Source organism: Pedobacter vanadiisoli (assembly GCF_042684385.1).
GTDB classification, from domain to species: Bacteria; Bacteroidota; Bacteroidia; order Sphingobacteriales; family Sphingobacteriaceae; genus Pedobacter; species Pedobacter vanadiisoli.
In genome coordinates, this window is the sequence record NZ_JBHULL010000003.1 from 488,138 (window position 1) to 505,915 (window position 17,778).

At 38.8% G+C, this 17,778-nt stretch carries 9 protein-coding genes; 8 read left to right on the forward strand and 1 reads right to left on the reverse strand.

The window, feature by feature from the left end; translation table 11 throughout:
* The first annotated feature begins 246 nt into the window (after positions 1–246).
* The 6 genes from ACFSR6_RS03145 to ACFSR6_RS03170 all read left to right on the forward strand — a co-directional run bounded on the left by ACFSR6_RS03145 (position 247) and on the right by ACFSR6_RS03170 (position 8,552).
* A complete protein-coding gene (locus tag ACFSR6_RS03145; RefSeq protein ID WP_183764368.1) occupies positions 247–1,149 on the forward strand; it encodes an AraC family transcriptional regulator in 903 nt (300 codons plus the stop codon).
* Between the two features lie 84 nt (positions 1,150–1,233).
* A complete protein-coding gene (locus ACFSR6_RS03150) occupies positions 1,234–3,012 on the forward strand; it encodes a DUF885 family protein (protein ID WP_379074807.1) in 1,779 nt (592 codons plus the stop codon).
* Positions 3,013–3,050: 38 nt separating this feature from the next.
* The gene (locus ACFSR6_RS03155) at positions 3,051–4,499 is read left to right on the forward strand and encodes an APC family permease (protein WP_379074809.1); all 1,449 of its coding nucleotides are present in this window, start codon (positions 3,051–3,053) and stop codon (positions 4,497–4,499) included.
* Between the two features lie 76 nt (positions 4,500–4,575).
* The gene (locus tag ACFSR6_RS03160; RefSeq protein WP_379074811.1) at positions 4,576–6,870 is read left to right on the forward strand and encodes a S9 family peptidase; all 2,295 of its coding nucleotides are present in this window, start codon (positions 4,576–4,578) and stop codon (positions 6,868–6,870) included.
* A 374-nt stretch (positions 6,871–7,244) separates the two neighbouring features.
* On the forward strand, positions 7,245–7,733 hold the full coding sequence (locus ACFSR6_RS03165; protein WP_379074814.1) for a DUF6265 family protein: 489 nt from the start codon (positions 7,245–7,247) through the stop codon (positions 7,731–7,733).
* Between the two features lie 30 nt (positions 7,734–7,763).
* On the forward strand, positions 7,764–8,552 hold the full coding sequence (locus ACFSR6_RS03170; RefSeq protein WP_379074816.1) for an NIPSNAP family protein: 789 nt from the start codon (positions 7,764–7,766) through the stop codon (positions 8,550–8,552).
* 200 nt (positions 8,553–8,752) lie between these two features.
* Here ACFSR6_RS03170 and ACFSR6_RS03175 read toward each other — a convergent pair whose 3' ends face one another.
* Positions 8,753–9,151, reverse strand: coding sequence for a LytR/AlgR family response regulator transcription factor (locus ACFSR6_RS03175; protein WP_379074819.1), 399 nt, complete (start codon positions 9,149–9,151; stop codon positions 8,753–8,755).
* A 311-nt stretch (positions 9,152–9,462) separates the two neighbouring features.
* Between ACFSR6_RS03175 and ACFSR6_RS03180 the strand changes: the two genes are divergently transcribed.
* Positions 9,463–13,275, forward strand: coding sequence for a TIM-barrel domain-containing protein (locus tag ACFSR6_RS03180; protein ID WP_379074822.1), 3,813 nt, complete (start codon positions 9,463–9,465; stop codon positions 13,273–13,275).
* Between the two features lie 194 nt (positions 13,276–13,469).
* Complete coding sequence (locus tag ACFSR6_RS03185) at positions 13,470–17,591, forward strand: hybrid sensor histidine kinase/response regulator transcription factor (protein WP_379074825.1); 4,122 nt, start codon at positions 13,470–13,472, stop codon at positions 17,589–17,591.
* Positions 17,592–17,778 lie beyond the last annotated feature (187 nt).

A 17,778-nucleotide genomic window follows, 5' to 3' on the forward strand; every position in this document is an offset into this window, starting at 1 on the left:
GGTGTTTCGCCCAAAAATCTCCTTATTTGACTTTATAATAATTCGAATTAATCGATTTAGATGTTGCCTTACAGGGTGTTAACTAAATATATAGTGATCTGTGAGCAAGCAAATCGCCAGCAAAATCTGTCATATTTTATCAAATTATAGCAGTATTTTAACCTTATATAAGTTTTATTGGTTTATTTGAGTTAATATTTATACATTCAATTCGAAATCAACAAACCAAACTTAACTAACTGAACGATGAAAGTATTACCATTTACCATGCTTGTTCCAGATGACAAGAGTGTGATATCGGAACATATTGAATTGCCTTATTTTTACCAATACCTGCACCGCCATGATGAATGGCAGATCACCTATATAGAAAAGGGAGAGGGTACGTTAATTGCAGGTAATGATATGCATGCTTTCCGGTCGGGCGATATTTTTGTAATCGGCGCAAAACTTCCGCATCTGTTTAAAAGCAATCCCGAGTATTTCTCTGCTGACAGCAATAAAACGATCAAGGCATGCTCCATTTACTTTAATCCGAATGGTATTTTGGCTTCCTTGTTTAATCTTCCCGAAATGAAGATGGCCAGTAGTTTTTTAGCTAAAAACAAACATGGTTTCAAAATTCCGGCTGCTTTTACTAAAAACATGGTAACCAAAATGTTTAATGTTCATGAAGCATCGGGAGTTGATGTGCTGTTTAACTTTCTGAAATTGGTTAACAGCCTCCAGGATTTAAATGAGAATGTAGAGCCATTGTGCTCGGAAATGTATTCTTCAAACGTAACCGAAAATGAAGGCATGCGTTTGAGCAAGATCATAAACTTTATTACCGAAAACTACAATAACCAGATTTCTTTAGAAGATGTGGCCAATGCCGCATTTATGACCCCTCAGGCCTTCTGCAGGTACTTTAAGAAACACACCGGGCATACTTTTGTGTCATTTTTAAATGAAGTTAGAATTAACGATGCCTGTAAAAGCCTTATTTCGGGCGAAAAGGCCGATTGCATTTCAGGCGTAGCCTATAAGGCGGGTTTCAATAGCATTACCAATTTTAACCGGGTATTTAAAAGTATTATCGGGCAATCGCCAAGAGCATATATAGATACCTACAATAATGTAAGCAGGGTGAGCTATGTAGGCGCCTAAGCAAAAACACTTTATTTTTTACCAAAAAGCAAGCTATTTTTTCAAATGGAGGTAAATGCTATTTGCCAAACTGAACCCAACACAATGCGTAGTAAATCAATTTTTTTAGTCTTTTTGTTCACGCTAAGCCTGTTTCCGGCTGCTTTTGTATTTGCGCAAACTTCGAATCAGAGTTTGTATGAACAGACCAGCGAAATGGGCACGCTGATAGTGGGATACCAAAGGGATGTTGATGCCATTAACGATTTTTATTATCCGTATTCATCAGGTGGTACTTATTCTTTCCCGATGGCTACATTTAAAAGTCCGGTGCAAAGAAAACGCCTGCAGGATATCAACAACGATTACTTAAGCAAGTTAAAATCGGCCGGGTTTGAGCGCTTTAGTATTTATGGCAAAGTAGATTATATCCTGCTTAAAAAGCAGATAGAATCTTCTGCCTGGCTCTTGGCTAAAGAGGAAGCAGATTATAATGCCCTATCGAAGTATTTTACTTTTGCCGACTCTATTTATGCGCTCGAAAAACTAAGAAGAAGGGGGACGTACCAGGAGGGTGCTGTACTGGCTGCGCAGATCGATAACATTGCGAAGCAGGTTGATGCCTTAAACCTTAATTTCAAAAAAGGGATATTAAAAGCCGACCAGCTTAAAATGGCAACGGCCATAACTTTGAGTTTAAAATATCGTTTAAAGGGTTTTTATCAATTTTATATGGATTACGAGCCTGGTTTCACCTGGTGGGTGCCTAAACCTTACGAACGGTTAGACCTCGCTTTAACCAATTACGCCAAACTTTTTAACGATAATAGCGATGCTGCTCCCGTAAAATCAACTAAGCCAGAAATTAAAGGAAATCCAATCGGAAGAGAAGAGCTGATCAGGCAATTAAATGCGGAACTTATTCCTTATACGCCTGAAGAACTCATCAAGCTTGCCGAAAGAGAATTTAAGTTTTGCGATGAAGAGCTTTTGAAAGCATCAGCAGCTATGGGTTTTGGAAATGACTGGAAAAAAGCCCAGGAAAAAATCAAGAACAGTTATGTGCCTTTAGGTAAACAGCCAGAGCTGATTGTAAAACTCCAGGATGATGCCTTAAATTTCATAAAAGCCAACGATCTGATCAGCATTCCGGCACTCGCAGAAGAAACCTGGGGCATGGTGATGATGTCGGCCGAACGCCAGCTGGTGAACCCGTTTTTTACCGGTGGACGCGAAATCAGCATTTCTTATCCAACCAATGCCATGGAGGAAGACGATAAGTTAATGAGCATGCGCGGCAACAATCCTTATTTTTCAAGGGGAACGGTACAGCACGAACTCTTACCAGGCCATCACTACCAGTATTTTATCAATAACCGTTATAAAAGCTATCGCGATCTTTTTAAAACACCTTTCAGCGTAGAAGGCTGGCCGTTATATTGGGAACTTTTGCTCTATGATAAAGGTTTTGCCAAAACTCCCGAAGAAAAAATGGGAATGCTTTTCTGGCGGATGCACCGTTGCGCCAGGATTCTTTTTTCGCTGAACTTCCACCTGGGTAAATGGACCCCTCAGCAATGCGTCGATTTCCTGGTTGACCGTGTAGGGCACGAACGTGCCAATGCCGAAGGAGAAGTACGAAGATCTTTCAAGGGCGATTACAGCCCTTTGTACCAGGTTGCTTACCTTACCGGCGGCCTGCAGCTTTTTGCGCTGAAAAAAGAATTGGTTGATAGTGGCAAGATGAGCTTTAAGGATTTTCACGATGCCGTAATAAAGGAAAACCTAATTCCTGTAGAAATGATCAGGGCTACTTTAACCAATCAGCCTTTAACACGCGATTTCACAACCTCATGGCATTTTTACGACCAGCTTAATAAATAAACCAACCAAACCATTTGAACCACCAAGCAACAGAACACATGATTGAAAAAGAAACCACTCAATTTAAACCCTCACTTAAACTGATGGATGCAACAATGCTTGTAGCCGGAAGTATGATCGGTTCGGGTATTTTTATTGTAAGTGCCGATATTACCCGTAATGTAGGCAGCTCCGGCTGGCTTTTAGTGGTTTGGCTTATCACAGGCTTCATGACACTTACTGCTGCATTGAGCTATGGCGAATTAAGCGCCATGTTTCCTAAAGCGGGCGGACAGTATATTTATTTAAAGGAAGCATACAATCCGTTGATCAGTTTTTTGTATGGCTGGAGTTTTTTTACAGTAATCCAAACCGCAACCATTGCTGCGGTGGGGGTGGCATTTGCCAAGTTTACGGCTTATCTCGTCCCTAAATTAAGTGAAGATTTGGTTGCCGTCGATTTAGGTTTTTTCACCATCTCACCGGCACAGCTATTGGCCATTGGTGTAATTATTTTACTTACCTATATCAACAGCAGAGGGGTTAATGGCGGTAAAGTAATCCAAACTACCTTTACAGTGGCTAAGTTGTTAAGTTTATTTGGGCTGATCGTTTTCGGACTTTTCTTTTTAGATAAAGGGATCTGGAAAAGCAATTGGGAAAATATGTGGGCTTTAGGTCCGCTATCAGCCGATGGTAATATTGGTTCTTACACCACTTTTGCTGCCTTCGGAGCCATTGCTGCAGCAATGGTAGGTTCGATATTCAGTAGCGATTCCTGGCACAATGTTACTTTTATTGCCGGCGAAATTAAAAACCCTGCACGCAATATTGGGCTAAGTTTAGCCTTAGGAACCATTATTGTAACAGTGTTATATATTCTTGCCAATGTGATGTATACAGGTGTACTTTCACTACATGACATTGCTTATGCCGATAAAGACCGCGTGGCGGTTTCTGCAGCGAATCATATTTTCGGTACGGCAGGTACTTTCATTATTGCCATAATGATTATGGTTTCGACTTTTGGTTGTAACAACGGCTTAATTATGGCCGGTGCAAGGGTGTATTACTCAATGGCCAAAGACGGGCTTTTTTTTAAAAAAGTTGGTACGCTTAACAAAAATGCAGTTCCGGGATTTGGACTATGGATACAGTGCATTTTTGCCTGTTTATGGTGTATTAGTGGAAAATATGGCGATCTGTTGGATATGATCTCTTTTGTGGTAGTTATGTTTTACATGCTCACCATCTTTGGTATTTATATTTTGCGTAGAAAACGCCCCCATGCCGACCGGCCTTATAAAGCCTTTGGTTATCCGGTATTACCCATCATTTACATAGTAATGGGACTGGCATTCTGTATCCTGCTGATCATATTTAAACCGAAATTTACCTGGCCAGGATTAATCATCACTTTAATAGGCATACCGGTTTATTACCTGATTAAAGGAAATATAGCCCGCCAGGATCTGAGCGTAAAAGATGCAGTTGATACGAACGGTTAAAATATTGATGTTACTGATCAAAATCTAAAGGAAACCTCCAAGGCCGCAATACTATATTTACCCTAAAAAAATTGCAATGAGCATTTATACAAGCGCTAAAAAATCAATAGTCTTCATCTTATTAAGTTTTGTTTACTTTCAGGTGCTGGCACAGCAAGCTGGGTTGCGGCCCTATGCACCGAGCGCGGCTGAAGTGGCAGATGCTTACCAGTTATCCATGAAACTGGATACCGCCTTACGCAATATTCCAACCAACAACGAGCTAATTCCTTTTTGGAACAAAGATGGTACTGCATTTTGGTACAAGAAGAATCTTCCCAACAGAACATGGGAATATTATAATGTAGAAGCTGCAACAGGTAAACGTAAAATCGCGTTCGATCATGATAAACTTGCACAGCGTATCGAAAAGCTCACCGGTAAAAAACAGAATCCATTAAAAATTCAACTTTCTGAGCTTTATTTTGCCGATAAGGGCAATACTGCGAAATTAAAAATACAGGATAATTGGTATGAGTTAAACCTAAACGATTATAATTTAACCAATACAAACGATACTACTATTTTCCGGTATAATGCCAGGAGGCCTTTGCAGCAACGCAGATCGCGCTGGCAACGAAACCGGGAATCCAGAAAATCGCCGGATGGTAAAAGCGAAATCCTGATCCGCGGCGGCAACCTTTTTGTAATTGATTTAGCTACAAAGACAGAAACCCAACTGACTACCGATGGTAATGCCGATAAACCATATGGCGAGTTTGCATGGTCGCCTGATGGAAAAAATATTGTAGCCTATAAAATCGATCCGAAAGAATTTAAAAAAGTACATTATGTTTTAAGTGCTGTGCCGGGAACCACACGAGGCGAATTAAAATCGAGGGAATACGCACAGCCTGGTGATGATTTTACCGCCTATCAGCCTTATGTTTTTAATGTAGCGACTAAAACCGCCATTAAAGTAGATGCAGATCCGATCGATTTTTTTGGTGCACCAGAACTACATTGGCGCGAGCATAACAGCAGATATTATACCTACGAGAAGGTAGACCGTGGTCACCAGCGTTTCAGGGTAATTGAAGTAGACGTTTTAACAGGGAAAACTAAAAACATTATCGACGAAAAAACCAAAACCTTCATTTACGAAAGCCGCATTTATACGAGGTATTTACCTAAAACAAATGAAATAATATGGACGAGCGAGCAAGACGGCTGGCGACATCTTTATTTGGTAGATGCCTTAACCGGAAAGCAGCACTTAATTACAAAAGGAAATTATGTAGTTCGGGATATTGATAGCGTAGATATCGTAAAACGCCAGGTGTGGTTCAGGGCCAGTGGAATGCAGGCTGACGAAGATCCATATTTTATCCATTATTACAGGATTGGCTTTGATGGAAAAGGACTGGTAAACCTCACACCAGAAATAGGTAACCATAACCTCAGCTTTTCCCCTGATCGTAAATATTATATCGATACCTACTCTCAGGTAAATATACCGCCTGTTAGTGAATTGAGGCTAACGTCAAGCACTAAAAAAATTAACGAAATAGAGCATGGAAAAACAGATGCTTATCTGGCAACAGGTGTTAAACTGCCTGAAGTGTTTGTGGCAAAAGGAAGAGATGGCATAACCGATATCTGGGGCATTGTTTGCCTCCCTTCAAAAATGGACCCGAACAAAACTTACCCGGTTATCGAAAATATTTATGCAGGCCCTCATGATAGTTTTGTACCTAAAAATTTCCTGCCGGCCAGCGAAATGCAGAGCATTGCAGAATTAGGTTTCATTGTAGTACAGATTGATGGAATGGGTACTGCCAACCGCTCTAAAGCTTTTCATGATGTATGTTGGAAAAACATAGCTGATGCGGGATTTCCCGACAGGATATTGTGGATGAAAGCCATGGCGGTTAAATATCCTAATGCTGATATTTCAAGAGTTGGGATTTATGGTACTTCGGCGGGCGGGCAAAGCTCAACAGGAGCACTGTTGTTTCATCCTGAGTTTTATAAGGCCGCTGTTTCTGCCTGTGGTTGTCACGATAACCGCATCGACAAACAATGGTGGAATGAACAATGGATGGGCTATCCAGTAGGGCCTCACTATGAAGAACAATCAAATATTACAAATGCGGGTAAATTACAGGGTAATTTATTTCTGATTGTTGGCGAAGCAGATGAAAATGTGCCGCCAGAATCGACCTACCGGCTTGCTGATGCGCTGATCAAAGCCAATAAAAATTTCGATATTTTAAGTATTCCGGGAATGGGGCACAGTGACGGTGGTGTGTATGGGCGTAGACGTAAGCGCGATTTCTTTGTGAAACACCTACTTAATGCCGAACCGCCAAATCCGAATCTTTCAAAATAGATTTGCTGGTTATTGGTTATTCGTCATTGGTTCATTGGTCATTAGTAACTGCAAGTTGTAAATTGGTCATTAGTCATTAGTTCATTGGTCATTAGTTCATTTGTAAACTGCCAACTGTAAATTGGTTTATTGGTCATTGGTTCATTAGTAATTGCAAACTGTCAATTGTTTATTAGTCATTAGTTCATTTGTAAACTGCCAACTGTAAATTGGTTTATTGGTCATTGGTTAATTAGTAAATGCAAACTGTAAATTGGTCATTGGTCATTTGTCATTAGTTCATTTGTAAACTGCCAACTGTAAATTGGTTTATTGGTCATTGGTTCATTCCACATTGGATATAATTAGTTATTTTAGCTATAATAAATTACGCTATGAAAAATAACTTTTGGTTTTTGATTTTTTTATTCTTTTCTATTTCGGCTTTTGCACAAACTAAAAAGCCTGTGGTAAAAGATTTGGCGTTTATGTCTGGAACATGGGTGCAGAAAAGCGAATGGGGTGATTTGGAAGAATTTTGGAGCGAACCAAAGGGCGAAAGCATGATGAGCAGCTTTAGGTGTGTTAAAGAGGGGAAAGCTTTATTTTACGAATTCGTTGTGATTGAACTGGAAGAAGGTTTGCCTGTGATGAAGATGAGGCATTTTAACCGGGGAAGCATTGCCTGGGAAGAAAAGGAAAAACCACTACTTTTTCCGCTGGTAACATTAAAAGGAAAACTTGCGGTTTTTGAAATGAAAGATAAATCGGTGAGATTGAGCTATCAATTGATTACTAAAAATAAATTGAGTGTTGTGCTGGAAGAAAAGGATAAAAACGGGCATCCGAAAAAAGATATTTTCAACTTTACCAGAAAACTTTAGTAATTTTCCATCCAAATCAATCCATTTAACATGTTGCCAAAAATTAAAAGGCCTTGGCTGTTTTTACTTGTCCTGTTATTCAGTGCATTTATTGCTAACGCATCATCGATAGATTTCTATCAGATCAAAATTTACCACCTGAAAACCGATGCTCAAGAAAAAATGGTAGATGATTATTTGCAAAAAGCATATTTACCAGCATTGCACCGCTGTGGAATTGCCAAGATAGGCGTGTTTAAACCAATTGTAACAGATCAGGCTTTAGCTACAGAAAAACTGATTTATGTATTTATTCCCTTAAAATCATTTAATGGAATTTTGGAACTGGATAAAAAGTTGGCAAAAGACAAACAATATGCTGCTGATGGTAAAACTTATCTGGATGCTGTTTATACAGATGTTCCTTTCGAACGGTTAGAATCCATAGTATTAAAAGCTTTTGAAGGTGCTCCCCATTTTATGCTACCTGATCTGAAATCGCCGATGAAAGAACGGGTGTACGAATTAAGAAGCTATGAAGCACCCACAGAGAAATATTTCAGGAATAAAGTTCAAATGTTTAATAAAGGCGACGAAATCGGTTTATTTAAAAGGCTAAATTTTAATGCCGTGTTTTATGGAGAAGTAGTTGCCGGTAGCCGTATGCCTAACCTGATGTATCTTACCACTTTCGAAAATAAAACAGATAGGGATGCACACTGGAAAGCTTTCTCTGCAGATGAATATTGGAAGAAACTATCGGCTATGCCAGAGTATCAGCACAATGTTTCTAAAAACGACACTAAATTTGTTTACCCAACAGACTATTCAGATATTTAAAAATATAAAAGCTAAAAGACTAAAGTTCAAAGCCAGAAGGTAAATCAAATTCTGTGCGAATCAGTGCTTCCGCGGCAAAAAAAACTAACTAGAAAGATTCTGAAATAAATTTAGAATGGCGATCGCTGTGACCGAGCTATAATTTTAATATTCTTAACTGCTTAATAGTAGAAAAGAAGCGCGTATCACTATCCGGTAATTCACAAATGCATTTCTTTGTTTTTATATTCGGACGTCATCAGCCGATTGACCGTTTTTTCAAATTTATTAAAATCGAGTGGTTTAAGTAAAAAGTAGCTGTCTTTATCAAGGGCATGTATAGCTGTATTTCCTTCGGCGCTTATAAATACAACAAATTTTACATTGTTTTGAAGCATTCTGGCGATATCAGTTCCTGATATTTCCATTTCCATGTCTAAAAATAAAAAGTCAACCTTTCTGTAGGTCCAAAAGGCGGCCATGGCATCTATTGCATCTGTAAAACTTCCTTTAAGCTGGAGTTTATCTATTTTGGAAATAAACTGCTCCAGTATATTTATACTCATCTGACTGTCATTTATAATTACACAGCTATAAGTTTGTGGTATTGAAAGATTCATTAACTGGTATTTTGTAATCTATATGCAAAATGCTTGCCACATAAATTGAGCTGGGGCTTATCGTTTGAGCTTAAGAAAGAAATCAGCAGTTTAAGGCGTAAAAAATTAGATAGACAAACGATTGCGCGGTTTTTGTCGCTGAAAACGAGCAGGTTCCTTTAATGTGTTTGCTACCTTTATCGCACGGCTTTAAAGCTAAACACTGGCTTAACCTAAACAGATAACCAAAGCAAACCTTAATGACCCCACATTATTTTTTTAAACACTTTAAAATAACCAATTTCAAAAACCGGCCCAAAAGAGCCATTTTGATGTCCATTTTAATTGCCGCTCCGTTTTTTGCTTCTGCGCAATCAGCTGCTCAGAAAACCAATCAGGTAGCACAAAACACTATCAAAGTTCTTGAGGCAAAAAAGATCAACAATACTACGGTAGAATTGCTACTTTCTGACCATCAGCGTTTAACATTTGATTTTTATGGCGATCATATTTTTCGTCTTTTCGAAGACCCTGCCTCGGGCTTTATCCGCGATCCGGAAGCAAAACCAGAAGCCAAAATTTTAGTAGAAAACCCACGCAGGCCCGTTTCAAGATTAGATATTAAGGATGAGGATCATCAGCTATTTATCTCTACCGGTAAAATTACCGTTCTTATCGATAAAAATACTTCGCTAATCAAGGTGATTAACCTTGCTACGCAAGCCGTTGCTGTTGAAGAGCTGGCACCGATTCAATTCGAAAAAGGGAAAGTAACCCTTAGCCTGAAAGAAAACCCGGATGAATATTTCTATGGTGGCGGAGTACAGAACGGCCGTTTTTCTCACAAGGGAAGAAATATTGCTATCGAAAATCAAAACTCCTGGACAGATGGAGGGGTAGCTTCGCCAACACCTTTTTATTGGTCTACCAATGGTTATGCTGTAATGTGGCATACCTTTAACAAGGGAAATTACAATTTTGGAGCTAAAGAAAAAGGATTGGTAAAACTGGTACACGAAACCGATTACCTGGATGTATTTTTTATGGTTAACACCGGGCCAGTACAGCTGCTCAACGATTTTTACCAATTAACGGGAAACCCGATTTTGTTGCCAAAATTTGGTTTCTATCAAGGGCATTTAAACGCTTATAACCGCGATTTTTGGAAAGAAGATGAAAATGGTACTTTGTTTGAAAACGGAAAACGATACAAAGAAAGTCAGAAAGATAATGGCGGTATAAAAGAATCGCTTAACGGTGAAAAAAATAACTATCAATTTTCGGCAAGGGCGGTGATTGACCGTTACAAAAATAATGATATGCCCTTAGGTTGGGTGCTTCCAAATGATGGTTATGGTGCAGGTTACGGCCAGACCCAAACCTTAGACAGCAACATTTTAAACCTAAAACATTTTGGCGAATATGCCCGTAAAAATGGGGTAGAAATTGGCTTGTGGACCCAGTCAGATCTTCATCCTAAACCAACGGTAAGCCCGCTGTTGCAGCGCGATATCATTAAGGAAGTGCGCGATGCCGGTGTCAGGGTATTAAAAACAGACGTAGCATGGGTTGGTGCAGGCTATTCGTTCGGGTTAAATGGCGTAGCCGATGTTGCGCAGATTATGCCCTATTATGGCAATAACAGCCGTCCATTTATCATTTCATTAGATGGTTGGGCCGGTACCCAACGTTATGCAGGTATTTGGTCAGGCGATCAGACCGGGGGTGTTTGGGAATATATTCGTTTCCATATTCCTACATATATAGGTTCCGGTTTATCAGGCCAGCCCAATATCACTTCAGATATGGATGGTATTTTCGGGGGTAAAAACCCAACCATTAATACACGCGATTTTCAGTGGAAAACCTTTACGCCAATGGAATTGAATATGGATGGCTGGGGTGCTAATGAAAAATATCCACATGCATTGGGAGAACCTGTAACTTCAATTAACCGCAATTATTTAAAATTAAAATCAGAGCTGATTCCCTACACTTATAGTGTAGCAAGAGAAGCTGTTAACGGCTTGCCCATTATCAGGGCGATGTTTTTGGAATATCCAAATGTCTATACCAAAGGTACTTCAACGCAATATCAATATCTATACGGACCGTCCTTTTTGGTAGCACCAATTTATCAGGCAACCCGGCCGGATGAGAAAGGTAATGATATCCGCAATGGCATTTACCTGCCGGAGGGAGCATGGATTGATTATTTTACGGGAGAAAAATATACCGGAAACTGCATTATCAACAACTTTGACTCGCCATTATGGAAATTGCCTGTTTTTGTGAAAAATGGTGCTATTATCCCGATGACGAATCCAAATAACCATGTTGCTGAAATCAATAAGGCAAACCGCATCTATGAATTGTACCCCTTTGGAAAAACCTCGTTTACCGAATACGATGATGACGGTACAACAGAGGCTTATAAACTGGGCAATGGGGTTTACACCTTAATTGAATCAGAAGTTGATCAAAAAAACAATGCCTTCATTACCGTTCATCCTGCCAAAGGAGCTTTTGATGGTTTTGTAAAAGAAAAAACAACAGAATTTGTGGTCAACGTTACCGAAAAACCAAAGAGATTAACGGCGAAGATTGGCAATAGCAAAATCAAACTTAGCGAAGTAAACTCCAAAGCGGAATTTTTGAAGCAGGTAAACGTGTATTTCTACGATGCTGCTCCAAACTTAAACCGTTTTGCCACAAAAGAAAGCGAATTTGAAAAAGTGGCAATGGTTAAAAACCCCCAGTTGCTGGTTAAACTTCAATCTGCCGATATTACCATCAGTCCGGTAACACTTAATATAAATGGATTTAAATTTGATCCTGCAGATAAAAAACGCTTGTCAACAGGAAAATTAGCAGCTCCTGTAAATGCAAAGGTGGGCGATAAGAACAGAGAGGCCTATACACTCACCCCTAGCTGGAGCAAAGTGAGCAATGCAGATTTTTATGAGATCGATTTTAATGGCATGCGTTATACCACCATCCGCGATACAGCTTTGTTATTTGATGGTTTATTGGCCGAAACAGCCTACACATTTAAGTTGCGTGCAGTAAATAAAGATGGTTATTCTGATTGGACCGAAATTAAGGCAACCACCAAAACCAATCCTTTAGAATTTGCCATTCAGGGTATAACAGCCGAAACTACTGCCGAAAATCAGGGCGGCTCAGGTATCAACAAATTGTTTGATTTTGATGAAGGCAATATGTGGCATACCAAATGGGGAGCCAAGGCAGTTCCTTTTGATATGATTCTCGATCTGAAATCGATTAACCAGCTGGATAAATTCCACTACCTGCCACGTACGGGAAGAGGGAATGGCATATTAATAAAAGGTAAGGTGTTTTTTAGCAACAATAAGGAAAACTGGACAGAAGCCGGTGCATTTGAATGGGCCAATAATGATGAAACCAAAATATTCAATTTCACAGCACACCCTGTTGCCCGTTACATCAAAATTGCTGTTGCCGATGGCGTAGGTGGTTTTGGATCAGGCAGAGAGTTATATGTATTTAAAGTGCCAGGTACCGAAAGTTATCTTCCGGGCGACATCAATAACGACCGTTTAATAGATAAGAACGATTTAACCTCCTATATCAATTATACCGGTTTAAGAAAGGGCGATGCCGATTTCGAAGGTTATATCAGCAATGGCGATATCAATAAAAATAACCTGATTGATGCTTACGATATTTCAGTTGTGGCCACACAGCTTGAGGATGGGGTAAACGAAAGTAAAATTGATAAAGTTGCAGGTAAACTGGAAATCACTACCGCCAAACAGACTTATAACAAAGATGAAGTTATAGAAATTAAAGTAAGGGGAATAAACCTGAAATCAGTAAATGCCTTAAGCTTCGCGCTACCATACCATACACAGGATTATGATTTTGTAGGCATTCAGGGATTAAATATGAAACAAATGGATAACCTAACCAACGATCGCCTGCATACCAGTGGTGCTAAGGTTTTATATCCAACCTTTGTTAATATTGGTAACAAAGAAGCTTTAAACGGTACTGCTGATCTGTTTATCCTGAAATTAAAAGCAAAACATAAAGTACAATTTGGACTTAAGGTTACTGAGGGTTTATTGGTAGATAAAAACCTTAACTCGGTTAAATTTTAATTAGCTAATATTAGCAATCTCAATGCGGGCTGATTTTTATCAGTTCCGCATTTTTGTTTCTCATGCAGATCCTTTTCAGGTGAAGAGAATTGTGGATTAATGTACCTTATAAAAGGAATAGCCTTGTAAATTGTATATTTACAGCGCTAAACTAATTTTTTATTCGGCCGTCCCATCGGTTTGCCTTTCTTGTTATGAGATTTATCAAAGCATTTTGTTTTATTGCGCAATTTTGGCTCTCCTTTAATAGTGCTAAGGCCCAGGTAGTAGATCAGACTTCTATTCCCGAACACTATGTGCTTAAAACATATGGTATTAATGATGGCCTTCCATCAAAAAACACAACGGTTGCTTTAAAAGATAAAAGGGGGTTTGTATGGATAGGTACAGAAAACGGGCTCTGTAAGTTTGACGGTTATTCTTTTAAGGTTTATGTGAATATTGCCGGCGACAGCACTTCTCTAGCCAATAATTATATCAACGCTATGGTAGAAGATAGCGATGGAACCTTTTGGGTGGGTACAATGAATGGCTTAAACAGGTTTGATCCTGTTACCGAAAAATTTGAACGTTTTTACCATAAAGAAAACGACAGGACCTCGCTAAGCAACAACAAGGTATGGTCTATACTAATCGATAAAACGAATAAACTGTGGATCGGTACCGATGATGGATTTAACCTTTTCAGCAAAAAAACAAAAACTTTTAGGGTTTACCAGCCTGATGCAAAAAATCAGTATGCCATTAAAGGAAAATCGGTTAATGCCATTGCAGAGGATGCATCTGGCAATTTATGGTTGGGCAATTGGAGCAAGGGACTGAACAAATTCGACCAAAAAACGCAGCGGTTTACCAATTATATGCAAAAGGAAATCGCGAACCAAAAAAATCCAAACGACATCTGGACCCTCTGTATTGACAATAATGGCATGATATGGGTCGGATGTTATTGGAAAGGTGACCTGTTCCGGTTTGATCCGAAAAGAGAAATGTTTACTACCTACGAAAGTGGAAAAACAGGTAATGGTGCCGTATTTAATGTTTTAAGTGTGGGAGCCGAAAAACTGCTTGTAGGCGGCAGCTCGGGAATATTCTGGGTAAATACAAAGCTAAATAAATGGAAGAAAATAGATGAACTCGAATTTTTTGCAAATGGAGGCTTATATCGTGATAAAACCGGAATGATATGGCTCTGTGGCAAAAATGGCCTAAGTAAAATTGATTTTAACCAGTATAAATTTAATTTTATCTCACTTCCTCTGGGGCAGGCAGAAAGCAAATCGATGATTAGTTACGGCAGCAATTTTTGGCTGGGAACCAACAAGGGCCTTTATAAATATAACACAGATAACCGATCTATTACCAGGATTTTGCACACCAATAATTCAAACAGTTTATCCAGTAACGATATTATTAACTTATCTGCTGATTTAAAAGGCCAGTTATGGGTAATGAGCGAGAATGGATTTGACCTGTATAATCAAAAGGAAAATAAGTTTGTACATCATCACCACCACTCGGCACTGGGTAGTTTTTTTAACGAAGATGTTTTCAGAGATTTGATAGAAGTAAACGATGGTGAATATTATCTCGCAACCGATGCAGGCTTAAAAATCTATAACGATAAAACCAAAACCTACACTCATTACTATAATGATCCTAAAAATTTGGGTTCACTGAGCAATAACCATCTGTACTGCCTTTTAAAAGATGCCCAGGGAAACATCTGGATAGGAACCTACGGAAGCGGACTCAGCCGTTTTGATCCTAAAACCAAAAAGTTTAGCAACTACATGATCAATAATTCAAGAAAGGGCGGCATTAGCAATAACATTGTTAACAGTCTTTATCTTGATTCGCATCAAAATGTCTGGATCTGTACCCGCGATGGATTGAATAAATATGTAGCTAAAACCAATACCTTCGAGATATATTCTAAACAGAACGGCTTTGCAAGCAATGTTTTTACCGATATGGTAGAAGATAATAATGGAAAGCTATGGATAACTACCGAACAGGGTATTTCACTCTTCGATCCTGTAACTAAAACCGTTCGGAATTATGATGAAAAGGACGGTGTTTATGCCAACGCCGCAATCTGTAAAAATGAAAAAGGAGAAATTTACCTGGCAGGTAACAAAGGCATCGTTTATTTTAATCCGGAACAGCTTAAATATAATAAAGAAGCTCCTGCGGTTTACTTTTCTGATTTTTCGGTTTTTAATAAACTGATCCTTCCTGGCAAAGATTCTCCTTTAAATTTGCCCATTTATATGACGAAAAGGATCACATTACCTTACGATCAGAGTGTACTTTCTTTTGGTTTTGTGGCCCTCAATTATACACTTTCTGAAAAAAACCAGTATGCCTATTTTCTTGAAGGTTTTGATAAAAAATGGAATTATAGCGGTAGCGAACATAAAGTAACCTACACCAACTTAAACCCTGGTAAATATACCTTAAAAATAAGGGCCTCAAACAACGATGGTGTTTGGAATATGAACGGAAATTCTTTGCAGATTATAATTACACCACCCTGGTACCGTACCTGGTGGGCTTTTTGTTTTTATGGTTTGGCTTTCTTTGGTGTTGTATATGCCTATCTTAAATACCGCGAATACCAGTCTAACTTAAAATTTCAGATTAAACTGGCCCATGTAGAGAGCGAAAAAGAGAAGGAGCTCAGCGAGAAGAAACTATCGTTTTTTACCAACGTATCGCACGAGTTCCGTACACCGCTTACCTTAATTATTAACCCGGTTAAAGAGCTTTTGTACAAGAACGATAATAATGTTGATACTACTGATTTAAATGTCGTGTACCGGAATGCCAAGCGGCTTTTAAGTTTGGTAGACCAGCTGTTGCTGTTCAGAAAGGCAGATACCTACGGCGAAAAGTTAAAAGTGGCACCGATAAACCTGGTGAATTTGTGTAAAGAGGTATTTCTTTGCTTTATACATCAGGCCCGGTCAAAAAACGTAACACTCGAATTTAGCTGTACCGATGAGGTGATTGCTTTTTATGCCGACCGGGAAAAAATTGAAATTGTGTTTTTTAACCTGCTTTCCAATGCGATAAAATTTACCCCGGAAGGTGGCAGGGTTAAAATGCTGATAGATAACAGCAACGAGCATGTAATCATTAGTATTGAGGATTCAGGCTGCGGTATCACAGATGCGGCAGGAGAAAAACTGTACGAAAAATTTTATCAGGACCCTGGAAACAAATCGGCTAAAGGCGGTTTTGGAATAGGTTTATACCTTGCTAAAAGCTTTATCGAAATGCACGGAGGGACCATAAACTATACCAGCATAGAAAATAAGGGAACTACTTTTAATGTTACTTTGTTAAGAGGCGTATCCCATTTTAAGGACGCCATTATATTGCAGGAAGAATTGACTGATACCGATTCCTCATTATTTAAAGAACTGATAGAAGATGAGATAAGCGCCAATAAAATTGTAGAGGCTGCTGAAGGACAAATGGTAGATAACCAGCTAGCCACTGAATTAAAAAGCTTGCTTATTATTGATGATAATACCGAAATAAGAGAATACCTTAAACAGGTTTTTAGAATGGATTATCACATTTACGAAGCCAGTAACGGGGAAAAAGGCTATGAAATGGCTAAAGAATTACTGCCTGATATTGTGATTTGTGATGTCATGATGGATGGGATAACAGGAATAGAGCTGTGCAGTAAAATAAAAGAAGATGTATCTATCTCTCACATCCCGATTATTTTACTTACTGCCATTTCTGCGCCAGAGGTGAAACTTAAGGGGATAGAAGGTGGTGCCGACGATTACATCAGTAAACCTTTTGATAAGGATTTTTTAAAGGCAAGGGTGGCCAGTATACTAAAAAGCAAAAATGCCTTGCAAAAGTATTTTTATAATGAAATTACGCTTAACTCGAACAACACCAAAATCTCTGCTGAATACAAAGAGTTTTTAGATAACTGTATCAGAATTGTAGAAGAACATCTTACCGACCCTGATTTTAATATCGATACCCTGTCAGCCGCCCTGGGCATGTCGAGGTCTAATTTATACCGTAAAATAAAATCCATTTCCGGTCAGTCTGCCAATGGGTTTATCCGCTTCATCAGGCTAAGGAAAGCTGCCGAAATTTTTATCAATACAGATAAAACCATTCAGGAAACTTCTTATATGGTAGCCATTACCGATCCTAAATATTTTAGGGAGCAATTTTATAAGCTGTTTAACATGAATCCATCACAGTATATCAAAAAGTTTAGGAAGCCGTTTTCTAATAATATCCAACTAAATTCAACCGTCAAAAAAGCTAAGTAAAAAACAGTGTTTACTTGCTCTTTTTTCTTCAATATGCCTTAAAACCTCTTTTAAGGCATAATTAGGTTTGTTTACCCCTCTAATTTGGATTGTTTGTACCCCTTTAATATTGTTTGTTGGAACTAATTTAGACCTCCATTAAGCAGTTCTATAACTATAAAATCTAATAACAAATTATTGTTATCTA